Annotated in this window: 19 protein-coding genes; 5 read left to right on the forward strand and 14 right to left on the reverse strand. The window is 72.1% G+C overall.

Annotated features, from left to right (window positions below; translation table 11 throughout):
* Positions 1-3 precede the first annotated feature (3 nt).
* From ftsL to KYT88_RS09725, 4 genes are all read right to left on the reverse strand, one after another.
* Positions 4-678, reverse strand: a complete 675-nt coding sequence (ftsL, locus tag KYT88_RS09710) for a cell division protein FtsL (protein WP_043586464.1) — start codon at positions 676-678, stop codon at positions 4-6.
* A complete protein-coding gene (rsmH, locus tag KYT88_RS09715; protein WP_043586462.1) occupies positions 675-1631 on the reverse strand; it encodes a 16S rRNA (cytosine(1402)-N(4))-methyltransferase RsmH in 957 nt (318 codons plus the stop codon). Before rsmH ends, ftsL begins: the two co-directional genes overlap by 4 nt.
* Positions 1632-1734: 103 nt before the next feature.
* The gene (gene mraZ, locus KYT88_RS09720; protein ID WP_012038555.1) at positions 1735-2166 is read right to left on the reverse strand and encodes a division/cell wall cluster transcriptional repressor MraZ; all 432 of its coding nucleotides are present in this window, start codon (positions 2164-2166) and stop codon (positions 1735-1737) included.
* Positions 2167-2505: 339 nt separating this feature from the next.
* Entirely contained in the window at positions 2506-2901 is a 396-nt protein-coding gene (locus tag KYT88_RS09725) for an SCO2097 family morphological protein (RefSeq protein WP_051629357.1), read from the reverse strand.
* A gap of 77 nt (positions 2902-2978) precedes the next feature.
* Here KYT88_RS09725 and KYT88_RS09730 point away from each other — a divergent pair, with 77 nt between their 5' ends.
* Entirely contained in the window at positions 2979-4100 is a 1122-nt protein-coding gene (locus KYT88_RS09730; RefSeq protein WP_043586460.1) for a polyprenyl synthetase family protein, read from the forward strand.
* 51 nt (positions 4101-4151) lie between these two features.
* On the opposite strand, the gene KYT88_RS09735 is transcribed toward KYT88_RS09730, so the two are convergent.
* Positions 4152-4493 carry an Rv2175c family DNA-binding protein gene (locus KYT88_RS09735; protein ID WP_043586459.1) on the reverse strand — a complete coding sequence of 114 codons (342 nt, stop codon included), beginning with the start codon at positions 4491-4493 and terminating at the stop codon, positions 4152-4154.
* Positions 4494-4706: 213 nt separating this feature from the next.
* On the opposite strand from KYT88_RS09735, the gene KYT88_RS09740 reads away from it, so the two are divergent.
* On the forward strand, positions 4707-5978 hold the full coding sequence (locus tag KYT88_RS09740; RefSeq protein WP_051629356.1) for a muramidase family protein: 1272 nt from the start codon (positions 4707-4709) through the stop codon (positions 5976-5978).
* 82 nt (positions 5979-6060) lie between these two features.
* Positions 6061-8010, forward strand: coding sequence for a Stk1 family PASTA domain-containing Ser/Thr kinase (gene pknB / locus KYT88_RS09745; RefSeq protein WP_043586457.1), 1950 nt, complete (start codon positions 6061-6063; stop codon positions 8008-8010).
* 80 nt (positions 8011-8090) lie between these two features.
* Here the strand turns inward: pknB and KYT88_RS09750 are convergent, their stop codons facing one another.
* The 3 genes from KYT88_RS09750 to KYT88_RS09760 form a co-directional block, all read right to left on the reverse strand.
* Entirely contained in the window at positions 8091-9461 is a 1371-nt protein-coding gene (locus KYT88_RS09750) for a class II 3-deoxy-7-phosphoheptulonate synthase (RefSeq protein WP_043586456.1), read from the reverse strand.
* Between the two features lie 59 nt (positions 9462-9520).
* Positions 9521-10210 carry a lysophospholipid acyltransferase family protein gene (locus tag KYT88_RS09755; protein WP_012038562.1) on the reverse strand — a complete coding sequence of 230 codons (690 nt, stop codon included), beginning with the start codon at positions 10208-10210 and terminating at the stop codon, positions 9521-9523.
* Between the two features lie 78 nt (positions 10211-10288).
* A complete protein-coding gene (locus KYT88_RS09760; RefSeq protein WP_043586454.1) occupies positions 10289-11254 on the reverse strand; it encodes an ROK family glucokinase in 966 nt (321 codons plus the stop codon).
* 133 nt (positions 11255-11387) lie between these two features.
* Between KYT88_RS09760 and KYT88_RS09765 the strand changes: the two genes are divergently transcribed.
* Positions 11388-13214 carry an AMP-dependent synthetase/ligase gene (locus tag KYT88_RS09765; RefSeq protein ID WP_043586452.1) on the forward strand — a complete coding sequence of 609 codons (1827 nt, stop codon included), beginning with the start codon at positions 11388-11390 and terminating at the stop codon, positions 13212-13214.
* A gap of 36 nt (positions 13215-13250) precedes the next feature.
* Here KYT88_RS09765 and KYT88_RS09770 read toward each other — a convergent pair whose 3' ends face one another.
* The 3 genes from KYT88_RS09770 to KYT88_RS09780 are packed head-to-tail and all read right to left on the reverse strand — an operon-like array spanning position 13251 to position 18664.
* A complete protein-coding gene (locus KYT88_RS09770) occupies positions 13251-13742 on the reverse strand; it encodes a peptide deformylase (RefSeq protein ID WP_043586449.1) in 492 nt (163 codons plus the stop codon).
* A gap of 32 nt (positions 13743-13774) precedes the next feature.
* On the reverse strand, positions 13775-15247 hold the full coding sequence (locus tag KYT88_RS09775) for a mycothione reductase (protein WP_043586447.1): 1473 nt from the start codon (positions 15245-15247) through the stop codon (positions 13775-13777).
* 15 nt (positions 15248-15262) lie between these two features.
* Positions 15263-18664, reverse strand: coding sequence for a pyruvate carboxylase (locus tag KYT88_RS09780; RefSeq protein WP_043586445.1), 3402 nt, complete (start codon positions 18662-18664; stop codon positions 15263-15265).
* Between the two features lie 79 nt (positions 18665-18743).
* Between KYT88_RS09780 and KYT88_RS09785 the strand changes: the two genes are divergently transcribed.
* Entirely contained in the window at positions 18744-19556 is an 813-nt protein-coding gene (locus KYT88_RS09785; protein WP_012038568.1) for a ParA family protein, read from the forward strand.
* A 195-nt stretch (positions 19557-19751) separates the two neighbouring features.
* On the opposite strand, the gene KYT88_RS09790 is transcribed toward KYT88_RS09785, so the two are convergent.
* The 3 genes from KYT88_RS09790 to KYT88_RS09800 all read right to left on the reverse strand — a co-directional run bounded on the left by KYT88_RS09790 (position 19752) and on the right by KYT88_RS09800 (position 21743).
* Positions 19752-20294 (reverse strand): MerR family transcriptional regulator, encoded by a 543-nt coding sequence (locus KYT88_RS09790; RefSeq protein WP_012038569.1) that lies wholly within the window; start codon positions 20292-20294, stop codon positions 19752-19754.
* A 265-nt stretch (positions 20295-20559) separates the two neighbouring features.
* Positions 20560-21261, reverse strand: coding sequence for a transcriptional regulator FtsR (ftsR, locus tag KYT88_RS09795; protein WP_012038570.1), 702 nt, complete (start codon positions 21259-21261; stop codon positions 20560-20562).
* Positions 21261-21743, reverse strand: a complete 483-nt coding sequence (locus tag KYT88_RS09800) for an FHA domain-containing protein (RefSeq protein WP_012038571.1) — start codon at positions 21741-21743, stop codon at positions 21261-21263. Before KYT88_RS09800 ends, ftsR begins: the two co-directional genes overlap by 1 nt.
* Positions 21744-21830 lie beyond the last annotated feature (87 nt).

The raw sequence follows: 21830 nt of genomic DNA on the forward strand, positions 1-21830 counted from the left end.
TGATCAGCGGGTCTGCGGGGTCGGGATCGACGTGGCCGACGCTAGCCCGGAGGCCGCACCGGACGCGGGAGGCGCGCTCGGGGTCCCGGCGGTCACTCCGCCTGAGGCCTCGGCGGAGCCGGGGATGGCCGAGCCGGGGTCGACCGCGGCGGCACCTTCCTGCGCGGTCGCGGCCTGGAGCGCGGCCGCGCGCTTCTCCGGGTCGCTCTCGATGGTGAGCGGGACTCCGGAGAGCAGCGAGTTGCCGATGAGTGTGTCGGCCGTGAGCGCCGTGGTGGCGCCGTCCTTCGCCTGCGGCGTGCCCTGGATGGTGCCGTCGAGCGAGAGGAAGGAGGGCGACGCGCTCGCGACCATGCCGAGCGCCTGGGCGTTCCGCGCCAGGTTCTGCGGGGACGACAGCCGGTCGACGTCCTCGGTGAGCGCCTGGTGGGTGCGGTCCAGCTCCTTCTGCTGCTGCTGCAGCGACTGGATCGCGTACGCCCCGTCGGACAGGCCGATCGAGAGCAGGAGCTGTGCGAGGAGGACGACGAAGAGCCCGCCCACCACGATCACGGCGTAGACGGTGCGCGGGCGGGCGCGACGCTGGCCGCGGGTGGCGACGACCTCGATGTGGCGGGTGGGCGGCTCGGCGGACGGCCGGATCCGGGGACGCGCGGTCGCGCGTGCTGCATCGGTCATGCGTGTCGCCTCCTGGCTCGTTCGGCGGCGCGCAACCGGACGGAAGCGGCGCGGGGGTTCTGGGCGATCTCGTGCTGGTCCGCGAGCTCGGCGCCGCGGACGAGGAGCTTCAGCTCCGGACGGTGCTCGGGGAGCTCGACGGGGAGCCCGACGGGCGCGGTGCTCGTGGACCGGGCGCGCAGCTCGCGCTTCACGATGCGGTCCTCCAGCGACTGGTACGACTCGACGACCACGCGTCCGCCGACGGCCAGCCGGTCGATGGCGGCCGGCATCGCCCGGGCCAGCACGCTCAGCTCCTGGTTGACCTCGATGCGCAGCGCCTGGAACACGCGCTTGGCCGGGTGCCCGGCCCGCTGCACCGCGGCGGGCGTCGCCTGCTGGATGATCTCCACGAGCCGCGCCGAGGTCGTGATCGGCTCCACCTCGCGCGCCTGGACGATGCGGCTGGCGTATCGAGGGGCGAGCTTCTCCTCGCCGTAGTCGTAGAAGATCCGGCGCAGCTCGAGCTCGTCGTACTCGGCGACGACCTGCGCGGCCGTGAGACCGGCGGTCCCGTCCATGCGCATGTCGAGGGGCGCGTCCTGCGAGTACGAGAAGCCGCGCTCGACGCGGTCGAGCTGGAGCGACGAGACGCCGAGGTCGAAGAAGACGCCCTGCACCTCGCCGATCCCGAGCCCGTCGAGCGCGCGACCGATGCCGTCGTAGACCGTGTGCACGAGGTGGACGCGGTCGCCGAAGCGCGCGAGCCGCTCCCCCGCGATGGCGAGGGCGTCGGGGTCGCGGTCGAGCCCCACGAGCCGGAGGCCCGGCAACGCGTCGAGGAACGCCTCGGAGTGGCCGGCCATCCCGAGGGTGGCGTCGACCAGCACGGCGCCCTCGCCCTGGAGTGCGGGGGCGAGCAGCTCGAGGCACCGCTCGAGGAGGACGGGGGTGTGGATGTCGTCGAGTGCCATGGCATCCCTCCGTCCTGTCCGCGGCTCCTGATCCCCATCCGTCCCGACCTGCCACCGGGGAAGTGCGGCAGGGCGTCGGACGGCTGGGAGTCAGGGGCCGGGGTCAGAACAGGCCGGGGATCACCTCCTCCGCGGTGTCGGCGAACGCGCTCTCGTTGGCGGTGAGGTACTCGTCCCACGTGCCGGCGTCCCAGATCTCGACGCGGCTGCCCGCGCCGATGACCGCGAGCTCGCGGTCGAGGCCCGCGTAGGTGCGGAGCGCCTGCGGGATCGTGATGCGGTGCTGCTTGTCCGGCGTCTCGGCGTTCGCCCCGGACAGGAAGACGCGCATGTAGTCCCGCGCCTGCTTGCTCGCGAGGGGCGCCTGGCGCATGCGGTCGTGCAGCTCCTCGAACTCGCGCGTCGTGAACACGTAGATGCAACGGTCCTGGCCGCGCGTCATGACGACGCCGCCCTCGAGCTCGTCGCGGAACTTCGCGGGGAGGATGAGCCGCCCCTTGTCGTCGAGACGAGGCGAATGGGTGCCAAGGAACACACCGACACCCCCTGTCTCTCCGGCCATGGTTCAGGACTTGCTCCACTTTACTCCACAGCCCTCCACACACCGCCAGGGACGCAGGGTGAATTCGCGGGGAGTGTCCCCCGATCCCAGTGATCGCCTGGCCCTTCTCCTGGGGAGGGATGTGGAGGGGAATGTGGCGACCGGCGCGCCGTGGGCACGCAGAAGCGCCCCACGGGCGGTCCGAGGACGGCCGGCGGGGCGCTGGGGAGGGATGTGGGCGACGGAGGGAGACAGGAGAAGGGGCCGATCCCTGTTCGGGATCGGCCCCTTCGGGTCGAGTGGAGGGCGGTGGAGGACCGCCTCAGTCGTAGGTCAGTCCTGACCGCCCTGGCGCTTCTCCCAGCGCTCGTTGATCCTGTCCATGAAGGAGGACGACGAGGCCGGACGCTTGGCTCCACCTCGGCCGGGAGCCGGAGCAGACGTGGGCGACGACGCACCGCCAGCCGCGTCGCGCGGGCTGAAGATGAGGAGCGCTCCGACGATCATGACCGCGAAGCCGAGGATGCCGATGATGGCCAGCTTGGTGATGACGCCGGCGGCCAAGGCGGCGATGCCGAGGACGATGACCAGCACCCCGACCACGACCATCGTGTAGTTGGGTCTGCTGCGGCGACCGCTGACGGTCGCCACGAAGTCTGCATCGTTGTGATAGAGACTGCGCTCCATCTCCTCCAGCAGGCGCTGCTCTTGCTCGGAAAGCGGCATCATGTTCCCCTCAGGCTCGGGACGACGCGTTGGTGTTCACCCGTGAATTCTAGCTCCCTGCCCCTGGCTAGGCTAGGCGGGTGCCCGAAAGCGACCGCCTCGTCAGCCACGTCCAGACCCGCCTCGACGACTTCCTGACGGCGCAGGCGGCGGGACTCCGGGAGATCAGCCCGGATCTTGTGCCCATCCAGGAGTTCTCCTCGGATCTGCTGAGAGGCGGCAAGCGGTTCCGCGCGCAGTTCTGCTACTGGGGCTGGCGCTCGGTCATCGACCTCGAGCCCTCCCCCGCCGGACGCCCGCAGGGCGAGGAGCGACCGGGCTATCGCGCCGTCGTCGGCGTCGCCGCCGGCCTCGAGATCTTCCACGCCGCTGCGCTCGTGCACGACGACATCATCGACCGCTCCGACACGCGTCGCGGCCGACCCGCTGCCCACCGGCGCTTCGAGGCGCTCCACGCAGCCGGCGGCTGGGTCGGATCCTCGCCGCGCTTCGGCGAGGCGGGCGCGACCCTCCTCGGTGACCTCCTCCTGGGCTGGAGCGACGAGCTGCTCATCGACTCGCTCCTGGCGCTGGCGGACGGATCGGCGGCACGCGCCACCCGCGCCGAGCTCGCCACGATGCGGACCCAGGTCACGCTCGGCCAGTACCTCGACGTGCTCGAGGAGGTGGCGTGGCCGACGGTGCCCGAGGAGGACACTCTCGCCCGCGCGCACAACGTGATCGTCTACAAGTCCGCGAAGTACAGCATCGAGGCCCCGCTCGTCGTCGGCGCGAGCCTCGCGGGGGCGACGCCCGAGCAGGTCGTGGCCCTACGTGCCATCGGGCTGCCGCTCGGCATCGCGTTCCAGCTGCGCGACGACGTGCTCGGCGTCTTCGGCGACAGCGCCGTGACCGGGAAGCCGAGCGGTGACGACCTCCGCGAGGGCAAGCGGACGGTCCTGATCGCGCTGGCACGCCGCCGGCTCCCGGACGGCGTGCGCCGCACGGTGGACGCGCTCCTCGGGGATCCGGACCTCGACGACGAGCAGATCCGCGTGCTCCAGTCGATCCTGCGCGAGAGCGGGGCCCTCGACGAGGTCGAGGGGATGATCGCGCGCCACGTGCGGGAGTCACTGGCGGCGCTGCGTGACGCACCCATCGGCTCCCGCGCGAAGAACCAGCTCGAGCTGCTCGTCGACAGCGTCACGCGCCGCGTCACCTGATCGCGACCCGAGCGGCTCGCGCCGGGCGGTCGACGACCACGAGGGAGGGGATCAGGCGCTGGCCTGGGCCACTCGCCGCACCTCGGCCTTGCGCCCGGCGAGCAGCGCGTCCACGGGGGCCGCGCCGAGGCTCGGCTCCTCCGTGAGGAGCCACTGCATGGCCTCCTCGTCGGTGAAGCCGTTGTCGCCGAGCACGATGATCGTGCCCCGCAGCTCGGACAGCGGCTCGCCGTCACGCAGGAACACAGCCGGCACCTTGAGCACGCCGTCGAGACGGACGGCCAGCAGGCGCCTGTCCTCGATGAGCCGACGCACGCGGCTGACGGTGAGACCCAGGAGGTCGACGAGATCGGGGACGGTCAACCACTCACGGTCGGCATAGGGCTCGTTCACGCCTCACATGCTGGCACGTCCGGACGTGGCCCCGGGACCCGGGGCCCGGACGACGCGGCGATCGTGGCCGTCGAACGACTGCCTATCCGCCGAAGACGCGTGTCGCTGTTCACTCCAGTCACATCCGTCCCTTATGTGTGCTTTTCTCTCCCTGCGTGTTAACGTGGAACTCCTGCATCAGGGAATCGAGCACGACGGCCGGAGTAGACCAGCATGCCCATGACCGAACCCACCTCTCCTCGCGACCCCAGCCGGTCCTCGGACACCTCCGCGGGACGCTCGGCGAACCGCCGCTCCAAGGCGCTCCTCGCGACCATGCCCATCGTCCTCGTCGGCTCCCTCGCGGTGAGCCTCGGCATGGCGACGCCCGCCGAGGCCGCCCCCGTCAAGCGCGTGCCGAAGGCCAAGTCCGGTGCGACGCAGACCAAGCTCCCCCGCGTCGCGGCTCCGACGGCGGCCCCGTCAGCGGCGCCCATGGTCGCGGCGCCCGCCACCTACGTGGTCGAACAGGGCGACACCGTCTCCACCATCGCCGGGCGCTTCGGCCTCTCCACCGCATCCGTGCTCGCGCAGAACGGCCTCGGCTGGAAGACGACCATCTTCCCCGGGCAGACGCTGACGCTCGGCGGCTCCGGCGCCTCGACGGCCGCGCCCGCCTCGGCTCCGACCGGAGCCGGTGCGAGCTACACGGTCGTCGCGGGCGACACCGTGACCGGCATCGCCGGGAAGCACGGCGTCTCGACGTCGTCGGTCCTGCAGGCGAACGGCCTGCAGGCGACGAGCACCATCTTCCCCGGCAACCGCCTCACCATCCCGGGGGCGGCGTCCACCGCGGCGGCTGCGCCCTCGGCTCCCGCGAGCGCATCGCCCGCCGCGAAGCAGGGCCTCTCCGGCACGTACACGATCGCGACCGGCGACACCCTGCACAGGATCGCGACGAAGTCCGGCGTCACCGTGCAGGATCTCCTCAACGCCAACGGGCTCAACTGGTCGAGCATCATCTACGCGGGCAGCAAGCTCACCATCCCGCACGCGTCGACGGCCGTGGTGCAGGTCGCGTCGCTCGACGGGACCACGATCATGACCGATGAGATGCGCCGCAACGCGCGGGTCATCGTCGAGGTCGGCCGCTCCGCCGGCGTGAGCGACTACGGGCTCGTCATCGCGCTCGCGACCGCGGCGCAGGAGTCGACGCTGCGCAACCTCGACTGGGGCGACCGCGATTCCATCGGGGTGTTCCAGCAGCGCCCGAGCCAGGGCTGGGGCAAGCCCGAGCAGCTCCACGACCCCGTGTTCGCCTCGAAGGCGTTCTTCGGCGGCAGCGTCAATCCGAACCCCGGCTTGACGCGCGGACTCCTCGACATCGCCGGGTGGAAGTCCATGACCGTCACGCAGGCCGCACAGGCCGTGCAGTACTCCGCCTACCCCGACGCGTACGCGAAGTGGGAGGCGTCGGCCTGGGCCTGGCTCGACGAGATCGGCTGACGCCGATCCGCAGGCGCACCCGCCAGGCGGCGCACCGGTGTGCCGGGGAGGCCCCGGCACCCGCGATCCCTAGAATCATCCAGTGACCTCCAGCCCGACCGACCCCATGATCGGCCGTCTCCTCGACGGTCGGTACCAGGTCAGGTCCCGCATCGCGCGCGGCGGCATGGCGACGGTCTACGTCGCCACCGACCTCCGGCTCGAGCGCCGCGTCGCCGTGAAGGTGATGCACGGGCACCTCGCCGACGACAGCGCGTTCCGCGACCGCTTCATCCAGGAGGCGCGGTCGGCCGCGCGGTTGGCGCACCCCAACGTCGTGAACGTCTTCGACCAGGGCCAGGACTCGGACATGGCGTACCTCGTCATGGAGTACCTCCCCGGCATGACGCTGCGCGAGCTGCTGCAGGAGTACGAGCGGCTGACGCCCGAGCAGACGCTCGACATCCTCGAGGCCGTGCTCTCGGGGCTCGCCGCCGCGCACAAGGCCGGCATCGTCCACCGCGACCTCAAGCCCGAGAACGTGCTGCTCGCGGACGACGGGCGCATCAAGATCGGCGACTTCGGGCTCGCTCGCGCCGTCAGCGCGAACACCGCCACGGGGCAGGCGCTCCTCGGCACCATCGCGTACCTCTCCCCCGAGCTCGTCACCCGGGGCATCGCCGACACCCGCAGCGACATCTACGCGGTCGGCATCATGATGTACGAGATGCTCGCGGGCGAGCAGCCGTTCAAGGGCGAGCAGCCCATGCAGATCGCGTACCAGCACGCGAACGACCAGGTGCCGACGCCCAGCACCGCCAACGCGTCCGTGCCGGTCGAGCTCGACGAGCTGGTGCTCTGGGCGACCGCCCGGGATCCCGAGCAACGACCCCGCGACGCACGGGCGCTCCTCGACGAGCTCTACGCGGTCCAGAACCGGCTCGACGCGCGGTCGGGAGATCCGGCCCCGCTCCAGCGCACCGTGGTCTTCCCGAGCGCCCCGGCGCTCCCCTCCGTCACGACCGGCGAGACGAAGGTCGTGGGCGGGCCTCCCGTCATGACGCGCCAGGAGACCGAGCGCACCGAGCCAGAGTCCGTCGTCGCCCTGGCCGCGGCCGGTTCGCGCCGACGTTCGCGCGGCTGGATGCTCGCGCTCCTCGTCGTGATGCTCGCCGCCCTCGCCGGCGGCACGGGCTGGTACTACGGCCAGGGCCCGGGCGCGCGCGTGCCGGTGCCGTCCGTCGCCGCCATGGCCGTCGACGACGCGGCCGGCACGCTGCAGGGTCAGGGCTTCGTCGTGGCGCGTGCCGAGGAGCCGAGCGTGGACGTCGAGGTGGGGCACGTGACCCGCAGCGTCCCGGCCTCGGGGACGCCCGTGGACCAGGGATCCACCGTCACGCTGTACGCGTCGACCGGTCCACGGCTGCTCGACGTGCCCGACGCGGTCGGGGCCGCCGAGGCGGACGCCCGCACGCGCCTCGAGGGCGTGCCGTTCGTCGTGCAGGAGGCGACCATCCGACAGTACGGCGACGCCGCCGAGGGCACGGTCGTGCAGGTGCTGGACTCGGCGGGAGCGCCCCTCGGCGCCCAGTACCCCGAGCAGCAGCCCGTGACCCTGGTGGTCGCCGCGGGCAAGATCCCGCAGGTGAACGGTCGATCCGTCGACCAGGCCAACGCGACCCTCGCCCAGGCGGGCCTCGTCGGCGAGCCGGGGAAGCAGAGCTTCAGCGACGACGTGGACACGGGCGAGGTCATCTCGGTCTACGCCCTCGACCAGAACCCGGTGCGCTCGGGACTCGGCGACGCCCCCGGCAGCAAGGTGGGGCTCGAGATCTCCAAGGGTCCGGACCTCGTGGCGGTGCCGAAGGTCGTCGGCCTCACGCGCGATGGAGCGAAAGCCGAGCTCGACAAGGCGGGCTTCAAGTACGCGTACTCCGCGTTCTGGGACGCCCTCCCCGACAGCATCACCAAGGTCGCGTCGGCGAGCCCGGATGCGGGGGCCATGGTCCGCCGCGGGTCCACCGTGAACCTCGGCATCACCGCCTCCGGCTGATCCGGCGCGCGCCACCGCGGTCCTGGTACGACGATGCCCCGCCACCCAGAGGGCCGCGGGGCATCGTCGTGCGGGCGGGATCAGCTGCGCGCGGCGGCCAGCTCCTCGGCCACGAGGAACGCGAGCTCGAGGCTCTGCATGTGGTTGAGCCGCGGGTCGCACAGCGACTCGTAGCGGGTGGCCAGCGTCGCCTCGTCGATGTGCTCGGATCCGCCCAGGCACTCGGTGACGTCGTCGCCGGTGAGCTCGATGTGGATGCCGCCGGGATGCGTGCCCGCCGCCCGGTGCGCCTGGAAGAAGCCCTGCACCTCGTCGACGACGTCGTCGAAGCGCCGCGTCTTGTAGCCGGTGGGCGTGGTGAGGCCGTTGCCGTGCATGGGGTCGGTGACCCAGAGGGGGTTCGCGTCCGACGCCTTCACCGCCTCGAGCAGGGGCGGCAGGGCGTCGCGGATCCTGCCGGCGCCCATGCGCGTGATGAAGGTGAGGCGGCCGGGCTCGCGGTCCGGGTCGAGCTTCTCGATGAGCTCGTGCACCGTATCCGGCGTCGTCGACGGCCCGAGCTTGACGCCCAGCGGGTTGCGCACGCGCGACAGGAAGTCGACGTGCGCCCCGTCGAGGTCGCGCGTGCGCTCCCCGATCCAGATGAAGTGCGCCGAGGTGTTGTACGGCGTGCCGGTGCGCGAGTCGATGCGCGTCATGGGCCGCTCGTAGTCCATGAGGAGGCCCTCGTGGCCGGTGTAGAACTCGACGCGCTTGAGGTCGTCGAAGTCCGCGCCCGCGGCCTCCATGAACTTGATGGCGCGATCGATGTCGCGCGCGAGCTGCTCGTAGCGCTGGTTCGCCGGATTCGCGGCGAAGCCCTTGTTCCAGCTGTGCACCTCGCGGAGGTCGGCGAAGCCGCCCTGCGTGAAGGCGCGGATGAGGTTCAGGGTCGATGCGGCCGTGTGGTACCCCTTCACGAGGCGCGCGGGATCCGCGGCGCGCGACTCGGGCGTGAAGTCGTAGCCGTTGACGATGTCGCCGCGGTACGCCGGCAGCGTCAGGTCGCCGCGCGTCTCGGAGTCGCTCGAGCGGGGCTTGGCGAACTGGCCCGCCATGCGGCCCATCTTCACCACGGGCATGGCCGCGCCGTAGGTGAGGACCACGGCCATCTGGAGCACGGTCTTCACGCGGTTGCGGATGGCGTCGGCCGTGGCGCCCGCGAAGGTCTCGGCGCAGTCGCCGCCCTGGAGGAGGAACGCGCGTCCGTCGGCGGCGGCGGCGAGGCGCGAGCGCAGGAGGTCGACCTCGCCGGCGAAGACCAGGGGCGGCAGCAGGGCGATCTCGGCGGACGCGGCATGGACGGCCGCGGCATCCGGCCACTGCGGCTGCTGCTTGACCTCGAGGGTGCGCCAGTGGTCGAGGCCCGCGAGGACGTCGGGATGGGCGGGGACGAGGTGCTCAGAGGCCACGGTGGGATCCCGGTTCGTGTCGTGCGCGTGGTGCGCGGTGGAGGCTGTGCGGGAGACGGTCAGCGGGCCGCGCTCGCGCGCTTCTCCTTGACCGAGGTCGCATAGACGTCGACGTACTCCTGGCCGCTCAGCCTCGAGAGCTCGTACATGATCTCGTCGGTGATGGAGCGGAGGATGAAGCGGTCTCCCTCGAGGCCGGCGAACCTACTGAAATCTAGCGGCTCGCCGATGACCACACCAATCCGGCGGACCTTCGGGATGCGGGTGCCGATGGGCATGACCTTCTCGGTGTCGATCATCGCGATCGGGACGACCGGGACGTCGCCCTCGAGGATCATGCGGGCGACGCCGGTGCGGCCGCGGTACATGCGGCCGTCGGGGCTGCGGGTGCCCTCGGGGTAGATGCCGAGCATGCGGCCCTCGGCGAGCACGCGGAGGCCGGTGTTGAGGGACGCCTCGGATGCCTTGCCGCCGGAGCGGTCGATGGGGAGCATGCCCGTGGCCGTGAAGAACATCTTGGTGGCCCAGCCCTTGAGGCCGGTTCCCGTGAAGTAGTCGCTCTTGGCGAGGAAGACGAGGTTGCGGTCCACCAGCAGCGGGAGGAACACCGAGTCGATGAAGGACAGGTGGTTGCTCGCGAGGATGACGCCGCCCTTGGCGGGGATGTTCTCGATCCCCGTGACCCAGGGCCGGAACGTGCTCCGGAGGAGGGGTCCGGCGACCAGGTTCTTCATGAACCAGTAGAACATCGTCGGTCACCTTCCGGGTGGGGTCGCCTCAAGCATAGGCGGCCGGGCAGGCGCGACGCCGCAGCCCGGCGACCGGGCTCAGGCCCCGTGGTGCAACGCGGCGGCGTGGCGACGGGCGAGGTCCGCCGCGCCGACGACGCCGGCGTCGTTGACGAGCTCGGCGATGCGGAACTCCGGCTCCGGGTGGTAGCCGCGGGCCGGGAGGTGCGCGAGGTAGGCCTCGCGGATCGGGTCGAGCAGCAGGTCGCCCGCCTGCGCGACGCCGCCGCCGATCACGAACATCTGGGGATCGAGGATCGCGCCGATGCTCGCGGCCGCCTCGCCGAGCCAGCCGCCCAGGCGGCGGAGGGCGAGGAGGGCGCCGGGGTCGCCGGCCTGGATGAGGTCGCTGACGTCGTGGCCGGTGAGCGTGCCCACCTCGCGGCGGCGGGCGGCGAGTCCCTCGCCGTGCGTTCCGCCGAGGTCGGCCAGCTCGTCGGCGGTGCGCAGGAGCGCGCGGCCGGATCCGTACTGCTCGATGCAGCCGCGGGCGCCGCAGCCGCAGGGCAGGCCGTCGGGCACCACGCGCATGTGGCCGAGCTCCGCGCCCGCGCCGAAGCCGCCGCGGAACAGGCGGTCGTCCGCGACGATCGCGCCGCCGACGCCCGTGCCGATGGTGAGGGTCACCATGTCGCTGACGAGGCGGCCAGCGCCGTAGCGGAACTCGGCCCAGCCGGCGGCGTTCGCGTCGTTCTCGATGACGATGGGGAGGTCGATCCGGCCGCGCAGCTTCTCGCGCACCGGCTCGTTGCGCCAGTTGATGTTCGGGGCGTAGTAGACGGTGGACTGCGCGGCGTCGATGAAGCCGGCCGCCGCGACGCCGACCGCGACGACGTCGGGGTGCAGGGCGCGGAGCCGCTCGACCATGCCGACGACGGCCTCGACGATCGCGTCCGGGCTGCTCGCCTCCGTGGGCGTGCGCTCCTCCGCCGCGATGACGCCGAGCTCGTCGACCACGGCTCCCGCGATCTTGGTCCCGCCGATGTCGATCCCTATTGCATGCACTCCGCGGGCCCTTCCTCATCGTCTCGCCCGTCGATCCTACTGACGCGCCGGACGCCCCCGACCGGGGACGAGCGCCCGGGAGCCCCCCGCCGATAGGCTGACCACATCCATTTCCGGTACCGAGGGAGTTGCCGTGGAACAGCACACCATGCCCGCCGTCGTCGAGGCGAGACCCGACGACAACATCACCGACGTCCTGGTGCACCGCGTGAGGACGAGCCCCGACGCTCCGCTCTTCGCGCTGCCGGACGGGACCGGGGGATGGAGCGACGTGTCGGCTGCCGAGTTCCACCGCCAGGTCGTCGCCCTCGCCAAGGGCCTCGTGGTCGCCGGGATCGAGCCGGGCGAGCGCATCGGCATGATGTGCCGGACCCGCTACGAGTGGACGCTCGTCGACTTCGCGGTCTTCTTCGCGGGCGCCGTCCTCGTGCCCGTCTACGAGACCTCCTCCCCCGGCCAGGTGCACTGGAACATGCAGGACTCCGGCGCGGTCGCGATGATCCTCGAGTCGGCCGACCACTTCGCGCGCTTCGACGAGGTGCACCCGGAGCTGCCGGCGGTGCGTCGCGTCTGGCAGATCGACCTCGGCGACCTGGACAAGCTCGCCGAGCAGGGCGTCGACGTGCCGGATGCCGAGATCGAGCGTCGCCGCAACATCGCGGTCGGCTCGGACATGGCGACGCTCATCTACACGTCGGGCACCACTGGCCGACCCAAGGGCTGCATCCTCACGCACGCCAACTTCGTCGAGCTCTCGCGCAACGCCGAGGTCGCGATGGAGGAGGTCGTGCAGGTCGGCGCGTCCACGCTGCTGTTCATCACGACGGCGCACGTGTTCGCGCGCTTCATCTCGATCCTCAACGTGCAGGCGGGCGTGAAGACCGGGCACCAGGCCGACACCGCGCAGCTGCTGCCCGCGCTCGCGTCCTTCAAGCCGACGTTCCTCCTCGCGGTGCCGCGCGTGTTCGAGAAGGTCTACAACTCCTCGGAGCAGAAGGCCGAGGGTGCCGGCCGCGGGAAGGTCTTCCGCAAGGCCGCCGAGGTCGCGTACGCGCACTCGGTCGCCGTCGACGCCGGCTCCGTGCCGCTCGCGCTGAAGCTCCAGTACAAGCTCTTCGACGCGCTCGTGTACTCCAAGATCCGGCAGGCGATGGGCGGGCGCGTGCGCTTCGCCGTCAGCGGATCCGCGCCCCTCGGCCTCCGGCTCGGGCACTTCTACCGGTCGCTCGGCCTCACGATCCTCGAGGGCTACGGGCTCACGGAGACGACGGCGCCCGTGAGCGTGAACCTCGTGAAGGGCTTCCGGATCGGCACCGTCGGCCCCGCGCTCCCGGGCGTCTCCACGCGGATCACCGACGAGGGCGAGATCGAGGTGAAGGGCGTCAACGTCTTCGACGGGTACTGGCAGGACGAGGAGGCGACCGCGGCCGTCTTCGACGACGGCTGGTTCCGCACGGGCGACCTCGGGAGCTACGACGCGGACGGCTACCTCACGATCACGGGCCGCAAGAAGGAGATCATCGTCACGGCCGGCGGCAAGAACGTCGCCCCGGCCGCGCTCGAGGACCCCATCCGCGCGAACCCGCTCGTCGGGCAGGTCGTGGTGGCGGGCGACCGGAGGCCGTTCATCTCGGCGCTCATCACGCTGGATCCCGAGATGCTCAAGGTCTGGCTGGCGAACAACGGCCAGGATGCCGCGATGACGCTCGAGCAGGCGTCGCAGAACCCGGCGGTGCTCGCCGAGGTGCAGCGCGCCGTCGACGCCGCGAACGCGACCGTGTCGCGCGCGGAGTCCATCCGGAAGTTCGTCGTGCTGCCGGTGGAGCTCACCGAGGCGGCCGGGCACCTGACGCCGAAGCTCAGCATCAAGCGCCAGGTCGTGCTGGACGCCTTCGCCGACGTGATCACGCGGATCTACGAGGCGGCGCCGACGACCGAGGGCCACTCGCTGGTCCACTGACCGGATCGACGGCCCGCGCACGCGCGGGCCGTCGACTCAGAACCAGTCGGACTCGCGGACCTGCTTCATGGCCTCGCGGCGGCGCTGCTTGTCGAGGCGGTCGAGGTAGACGAGGCCGTCGAGGTGGTCGACCTCGTGCTGGAACGCCTGCGCGAGCACGCCCGTGCCCTCGATGCGGACGGGCTTCCCGTCGAGGTCGAGACCGGAGATCACGGCCTCGGGGTGGCGCATGGTGGGGAACCAGAGGCCCGGCACCGAGAGGCAGCCCTCGTCGACGAGGACGGCCTCGCCGCGCAGCTCCTCGATCACGGGGTTGAGGACGTACCCGAAGGCCGGCCCCACGTTGTAGCTGAAGGCGCGGAGGTTCACGCCGATCTGCGCGGCGGCCACCCCGGCGCGGCCGTCGGGCCGGACGCTGTCGAGGAGGTCCTCGACCAGGGCGCGCACGCCCTCGTCGATCTCGTGGATCTCCGAGGAGACGGTCTTCAGCACCGGATCGCCGAACAGGCGGATCTGTCGTTCAGTCATTCTCTGCTTCCGTGGGTCCTGCGGGCCGGCGGTCAGGGTCGATCGGCGCCCGCGGGCGCGAGGCCCGGTCCATTCTCCCGTGCCCAGTCGGCCACCGCGGACTCCGCGGACAGCAGGGCGTTCTCGACGATCTCCGTCACGGCCGGGTGCGGCCAGTACTGCGCCCGGGCGAGCCCCGTGACCCGGTGGCCGAGGCTCGCGGCCATGAGGAGCGGCTGGATCAGCGCCGCCGAGTCCGAGCCGATGATGTGCGCGCCGAGGATGGTGCCGCCGTCGCGCGGATCCACCACGAGCTTGCAGAACGACGTCGTGTCCTCGAGCGCCCAGCCCCACGCGGTCGACGAGTACGGCTGCTCGATCGTGACGACGGGTCCGGCCTCGCGGGCCTCCGCCTCCGTGAGGCCGAACGAGCCGATCTGCGGGCGCGAGAAGACCGCCTGCGGCACGGGCCCGGGCGCCCCGCCGATCAGGTCGTCCGGGTGCAGCAGGTTGTGCTGCACGACGCGCGCCTGGTGGTTGGCGACGTGCTTGAGCTGGTGGTCGGCGCTGATGTCGCCCAACGCGAAGACGCCGGGCACCGGCTCGCCGCCGGCGAGCACGCGCTGCCGGTCGTCGACGACGACCCTGCCGTCCTCGTGCAGGTCGTAGCCCGCGTTGACGACCGCGAGCGTGTCCGTGTTGGGGACGCGGCCGAGGGCGACGAGCACGGCCTCCGTCTCGACCAGGTGGCCGGAGGCGAGCCGCGAGCGGAGCACGTCGCCGTCGCGCTCGATCTCCTCCACCTCGCAGTCGGTGATGACGTCCCACTGCGTGCGGGCGAGCGTCGTGAAGCGCGTGGAGACGTCGGCGTCGAGGTTGCCCAGGAGGTGCGCGGAGCGGGCGACCTGCGTCACGTGCACGCCGAGGTGGCTGAAGACGTGCGCGAACTCGGCCGCGACGTAGCCGCCGCCCACGATGAGGAGCGACGCGGGGAGCTCGGCGATGCGCATGATCGAGTCGGAGTCGTGGATGTCCGGGTCGGGCGAGTAGACCGCCTGCAGCGGCCGGGGCCGGGAGCCGGCGGCGAGGACGATCCGGTCGGCGGTGATCCGCTGCCCGCTCGCCGACACCAGCACGCCCGGCGCCTCGAAGCCGACGCTCTCGCGCAGCAGCGTGACGTTCTCCATCCCGCTCTCGCGCCACTCGCGGCCGCCCTCGCTGATCGCGTCGATGCGGCCGAAGACGCGGGCGCTGATGGCGGGCCAGTCCACGGCGTCGACCGACGCGCGGATGCCGAGGGCCGCGCCGTCGCGGGTCTCCGCGGCGACGTCCGCCACGTGCACGAGCATCTTCGTGGGGATGCAGCCCGCGTTGAGGCACGTCCCGCCGAAGTGCTCGCCGTCGTCGACGAGCAGCACGCGCTGGTCGGCGAAGCGCTCGTCGGCGATGGAGTTGCCGGATCCGGCCCCCACGATCACGAGGTCGTAGCGGTCGTCCTGCTGCTGGTCCTGCGGGCTGTCGGTCATCTCGTGGCTCATCTCCTAGGGCTCGACGACGACGAGCAGGTCGCCCGCGTCGACCTGCTGCGTGGTCGGCACCGCGAGGCGCGCGACGCGTCCCGCGACGGGCGACGTGATGGCCGCCTCCATCTTCATCGCCTCGATGGACGCGACGGGCTGGCCGGCGGCGACGACCTGGCCCTCCTCCACCTTCAGCGTGACGACGCCGGAGAACGGCGCCGAGACGTGGCCGGGCTTCGCCGGGTCGCCGCGCTCGGCGGCGGTCGTGGTGACGGCGATGCCGCGGTCGCGCACGAACACGGGGCGGAGCTGGCCGTTCATGACGACCATGACGGTCCGCATGCCCGACTCGTCGGCGTCGCCCACGGCCTCCAGGGCGATGAGGACCTCGACGCCCCGGCTGATCCGCACCGCGTGCTCCTGCCCCGGGCGCAGGCCGTGCAGGTAGTCGTCCGTGTCGAGCACGGAGAGGTCGCCGAACAGCTCGCGGATGGTCTCGAACTGCTCCGTCGGCTGCGGGAAGAGGAGGTGGTTGAGCGTGCGGCGCCGGGCGGCTCCCGGTGCCTCGAGGGCGGCGCGGTCCTCGGCGGACACGGGTGTGACGCCGATGCGCACGTCGCGTCCCTGGAGGACCCGGGTGCGGAAGGGCTCCGGCCAGCCGCCGGGCAGGTCGCCCAGCTCGCCCGCCATGAAGCCGACCACCGAGTCGGGGATGTCGTAGTCCTGCGGGTTGCGCTCGAAGTCGGCCGGGTCGGCCTTCGCGGCGGCCAGCTGGAGGGCGAGGTCGCCGACCACCTTGGACGACGGCGTGACCTTCGGGATGCGGCCGAGGATCCGGTCGGCCGCGGCGTACATGTCCTCGATGAGCTCGAAGTCGTCGGCGAGCCCGAGCGCGATCGCCTGCTGCCGCAGGTTCGAGAGCTGACCGCCCGGGATCTCGTGCCGGTAGACGCGCCCGGTCGGCCCGGCGAGCCCGGACTCGAACGGCCGGTAGAGGCGGCGCACCGCCTCCCAGTACGGCTCGAGGTCGCTCACCGCGTCGAGCGAGAGGCCCGTGTCGCGCTCCGTGTCGGCGAGGGCCGCGACGAGCGCGGACAGGGACGGCTGGCTCGTGGTGCCGGACATCGGTGCGCTCGCGACATCGACCGCGTCGGCCCCGGCACGGCTGGCCGCGAGCAGGGTCGCGAGCTGGCCGCCCGCGGTGTCGTGCGTGTGCACGTGCACGGGCAGGTCGAACTCGCGGCGGAGCGCGGTGACGAGCCGCTCTGCCGCGGCGGGACGCAGGAGCCCGGCCATGTCCTTGATCGCGAGGATGTGCGCGCCGGCGGCCACGCTCCGCTCGGCGAGACCGAGGTAGTAGTCGAGCGTGTAGAGGTCCTCGGCGGGATCCAGCAGGTTGCCCGTGTAGCAGAGGGCCACCTCGGCCACCGTGGTGCCGGTGGCGAGGACGGAGTCGATGGCCGGTCGCATCCGCTCGACGTCGTTGAGCGCGTCGAAGATCCGGAACACGTCGACGCCGGTCGCGGCGGCCTCCTGCACGAACGCGTCGGTGACCTCCGTCGGGTACGGCGTGTAGCCCACGGTGTTGGCGCCGCGCAGCAGCATCTGGATCGCGACGTTCGGCAGCGCCTCGCGGAGCGACGCGAGCCGCTCCCACGGGTCCTCGCCGAGGAACCGCAGCGCGACGTCGTACGTGGCGCCGCCCCAGGCCTCGACGGAGAGCAGCTCGGGCGTAGTGCGCGCGACGTACGGGGCGACGGCCACGAGGTCGCGGGTGCGCACGCGCGTCGCGAGCAGCGACTGGTGGGCGTCGCGGAACGTCGTCTCCGTGACCGCGAGGGCGGTCTGCGCGCGGAGGGCCTCGGCGAAGCCGCGCGGTCCGAGCTCGAGGAGCCGCTGGCGGGATCCCGCGGGCGCGGGCTGCCGGAGGTCGACGTCGGGCAGCTTGTCGGCGGGCCGGACCACCGCGGTGCGCGGCCCGTTCGGCTGGTTGACGGTGACGTCGGCGAGCCAGTTGAGGATCTTCGTGCCGCGGTCCTTCGACACGTTGCTGCGCACGAGGCCCGGCCGCTCGTCGATGAAGGACGTGCTGATGTCGCCCGCCTGGAAGTCGGGGTCGTCGAGCACGCCCTGCAGGAACGGGATGTTCGTGGAGACGCCGCGGATCCGGAACTCGGCCAGGGCGCGCTTGGCCCGCGTCACGGCGGCCGGGAAGTCGCGCCCGCGGCACGTCAGCTTCGCGAGCATCGAGTCGAAGTGCGGGCTGATCTGCGCGCCGGTCGCGACCGTGCCGCCGTCGATGCGGATCCCGCCGCCGCCCGGCGAGCGGTACGTCGTGATCTTGCCGGTGTCCGGCCGGAAGCCCTGCGCCGGGTCCTCGGTCGTGATGCGGCACTGGAGCGCCGCGCCGCGCAGCACGATCGCGTCCTGGCGGAGGCCGAGACCCTCGAGCGTCTCCCCCGCCGCGATGCGCATCTGCGACTGCACGAGATCGACGTCGGTGACCTCCTCGGTCACCGTGTGCTCCACCTGGATGCGCGGGTTCATCTCGATGAAGACGTGCTGCCCCGCCCGCGGCCCGTCCGTGTCGAGCAGGAACTCGACCGTGCCGGCGTTGACGTAGCCGATGCTCCGGGCGAACGCGATCGCGTGCGCGTGCATGGCGTCGCGGATCGCGGGATCCAGGTTCGGCGCGGGCGCGATCTCCACGACCTTCTGGTGCCGGCGCTGCACCGAGCAGTCCCGCTCGAAGAGGTGCACGGTCTCCCCCGTGGCGTCGGCGAGGATCTGCACCTCGATGTGCCGGGGCCGCAGCACGGCCTGCTCGAGGAACATCGTGGGGTCGCCGAAGGCGCTGTCGGCCTCGCGCATCGCGGCCCGGAGCGCGTCCTCGAGGTCCTCGGCGCGCTCGACGCGCCGCATGCCGCGGCCGCCGCCGCCCGCGACGGCCTTGGCGAAGATCGGGAAGCCGATGGCCGCCGCCTGCTCGAGCAGCAGCTCCACGTCGGTCGACGGCGGCGTCGACGCGAGGACCGGCACGCCGGCGGCGGTCGCGTGCTCCTTGGCCGTGACCTTGTTGCCGGCCATCTCGAGCACGCGGGCGTCGGGGCCGATGAAGACGATGCCGTTCGCCGCCGCGGCGCGCGCCAGGTCCGGGTTCTCCGACAGGAAGCCGTACCCCGGGTAGATCGCGTCGGCGCCCGACTCCTTCGCCACGCGGATGATCTCGTCGACGTCGAGGTACGCCCGGACGGGGTGCCCCTCCTCGCCGATGAGGTACGCCTCGTCCGCCTTGAGGCGGTGCAGCGAGTGCCGGTCCTCGTGCGGGTAGACGGCGACCGTGCGGGCGCCCAGCTCGACTGCGGCACGGAACGCGCGGATCGCGATCTCCCCGCGGTTGGCGACGAGGATCTTCTCGAACATGGCGGGGCCTTCCGTCGAGAGGGGCTTCGGGACCCCCGCGTTTAGGTCTTCCCAGAGTATCGACGGTAGCCTCTCCCACGTGCATGTACTGAGCGTCAGCTCCCTCAAGGGGGGCGTGGGAAAGACCACAGTGACCCTGGGACTGGCGTCCGCCGCCTTCTCCCGCGGCTTGAGGACCCTCGTGGTCGACCTCGACCCGCAGGCCGACGTGTCCACGGGCATGGACATCCAGGTCGCTGGCCACCTCAACGTCGCCGACGTGCTGGCCTCCCCCAAGGAGAAGATCGTCCGCGCAGCCATCGCGCCCAGCGGCTGGACCAAGGGCCGCCCCGGCACCATCGACGTCATGATCGGCAGCCCGTCGGCCATCAACTTCGACGGACCGCACCCCAGCATCCGCGACATCTGGAAGCTCGAGGAGGCGCTCGCCAACGTCGAGGCCGACTACGACCTCGTGCTCATCGACTGCGCGCCCTCCCTCAACGCCCTCACGCGCACGGCCTGGGCGGCGAGCGACCGCGTCACCGTCGTCACCGAGCCCGGCCTCTTCTCCGTCGCGGCCGCCGATCGCGCGCTCCGCGCCATCGAGGAGATCCGTCGCGGCCTCTCCCCGCGTCTGCAGCCCCTCGGCATCATCGTCAACCGCGCTCGCGTGCAGTCGCTCGAGCACCAGTTCCGCATCAAGGAGCTCCGCGACATGTTCGGCCCGCTCGTGCTGAGCCCGCAGCTGCCCGAGCGCACGTCGCTCCAGCAGGCGCAGGGCGCCGCCAAGCCGCTCCACGTTTGGCCGGGCGAGAGCGCGCAGGAGATGGCGCGCAACTTCGACCAGCTGCTGGAGCGCATCATGCGCACGGCGAAGATCGGCGACTACGCGGAGAACGCCGCGCGCTGATCCGCTCGCTCCCCCGGACGCCGCTCCTCCTCGAGGGGCGGCGTCGTCGTCCGAGGCGCATGCGGGCGGATCCCCGCCGGCCGACGACATGAGCGCGCCGGTGAGCGGTGTCGACTGCGGTGCGCGAGGCGCGCGGCAGCCGAGCGCGTCCGCTGACCGTGGAGGGGCGCCGGCGGGTGGAGCGGGTGCTCCGGTCTAGGACGCCTTGACGGCGCGGCGGGCCGCGAGCTCGTCGGTGGGATCCACGGTCTGCGTGTCGATCTCGACGAGGGAGTGCTCGACCTCACGGAGGACCTTGCCGACGGCGATGCCGAACACGCCCTGGCCGCGGCTCACGAGGTCGATGACCTCGTCGTTGCTGGTGCAGAGGTAGACGCTGGCGCCGTCGCTCATGAGCGTGGTCTGCGCGAGGTCGACGACGCCGGACTCGCGGAGCTGGTTCACGGCGGTGCGGATCTGCTGCAGGGAGATGCCGGTGTCGAGGAGGCGCTTGACGAGCTTGAGGACGAGGATGTCGCGGAAGCCGTAGAGGCGCTGCGTGCCGGAGCCGGAGGCCCCGCGGACGGTGGGCTCGACGAGGCCCGTGCGGGCCCAGTAGTCGAGCTGGCGGTACGTGATCCCGGCTGCCCGGGCGGCGACGGCACCGCGGTATCCGGCGCTCGCGTCCATCTCGGGGAGGCCGTCGGTGAAGAGCAGACCGAGGTCGTAGCGCCCGGAGTCCGGGGTGGAGTCGCTCATCGTTCTGCCTTCCACCCCTCAGCGCTCGCCCCGGTGGGGTTCTCGCGCTGCTCGGGTCGGTTCGTCGGGATCGTGTTCTCACGGTAGCGGGGCCCGCGGGCCCGATCAACGACATCCGGCGGAAGCTCCCGGCGTGTCGTCCCGGCCCTCCGCCGCGCCCCCGTCGGGGGTGCGCATGGACCGGTCCCGACGGGCCCCTCCGGCGTGCGGACGGCCCCGTGCGGACACGTCAGCCTACCGGCCGCGTCCGTTCGCGCGAGCCCGATCAGGACGAGAGACGGCCGAGGGCGGACCGGATGAGGCTCCCCCGCACGACCTCGAGCTGCGTGGCGATCTCGCGCGCGAGCTCCGCGGCATGCGCCCGGCTCGACGCGTCACGTCGGCGGGACACGGGCACCAGGGCCGACTCGATGAGGCTCAGCTCGCGCTCGGCCGCCTGGCGGAAGCCGCGGAGGTGACGCGGCTCGATGCCGGTGCGCTGCAGCTCGACGAGCGCGCGCATCACCTGCACCGCCTCCTCGCCGTACACCTCGGCAGGCATGAGCACGCCGGCCGTGATGGCGTCGCCGAGGAGCGGGGCGGTGGCGCCGGACTCGCGCACGAGCTCCGCCCGGCTGTAGCGGCGCTCCTGGTCGAGCATGGAGACGGTCGGGACCGGCGTGCCGCCGGGAAGAGCGGGCGAGAGCCCGGCGTCGAGGTCGTGCAGGTAGGAGCGGATGACCTTGAGCGGGAGATAGTGGTCGCGCTGCATCCCGAGGACGGTGCGCAGGCGCTCGACGTCGGCGGGGCTGAACTTGCGGTAGCCGGACTCCGTGCGGGACGGCTGCACGAGCCCCTGCTCCTCGAGGAAGCGGAGCTTGCTGTTGGTGAGGTCGGGGAACTCCGGCGTGAGGCGCGCCAGCACCTGCCCGATGCTGAGGAGACCGGGGGTGCGGGCTGGCGTCGACCGGGCGGCGGACGCCGGCACTACTCGTTCGTCCGGCCGACGAGGTCGGTGCGCGATGCGTAGAACGTGAGGCGGAACTTGCCGACCTGGACCTCCGCGCCGTCCTGGAGGAGCGCGGTGTCGATCCGCACGCCGTCGAAGTAGGTGCCGTTGAGCGAGCCGAGGTCCTTCACCTGAAACGACGTGCCCTGCCGGACGAACTCCGCATGGCGGCGGGACACGGTGACGTCGTCGAGGAAGATGTCGGCGTCGGGATGGCGGCCGGCCACGGTCACGTCGGCGTCGAGGAGGAAGCGCGCGCCCTGGTTGGGGCCGCGGCGGACCACGAGGAGGGCGGATCCCGAGGGGAGCGCCGTGACAGCGTCCTTCTCCTCGGCCGAGACGGCGCCGTCGAGACCCGCGAGGGCCGCTCCGAGCTCATCGCGGAAGGTGGCCGTGGTGTCCGTGCTCGTGTACTGCTCGGGCACGCGCGTGGCGCCGTGACCCTCTTCGCGTCCATCCATGGTCGTACCTCCTGTGACCTGACAGCGTAACGGATCGGACACGGCCGGGACCACGGTGGGCGGCACCCGGGCGTGGCCCCGCTCCGG

Origin of the sequence: Clavibacter sp. A6099, assembly GCF_021919125.1 — a bacterium.
Classification (GTDB): Bacteria; Actinomycetota; Actinomycetes; order Actinomycetales; family Microbacteriaceae; genus Clavibacter; species Clavibacter seminis.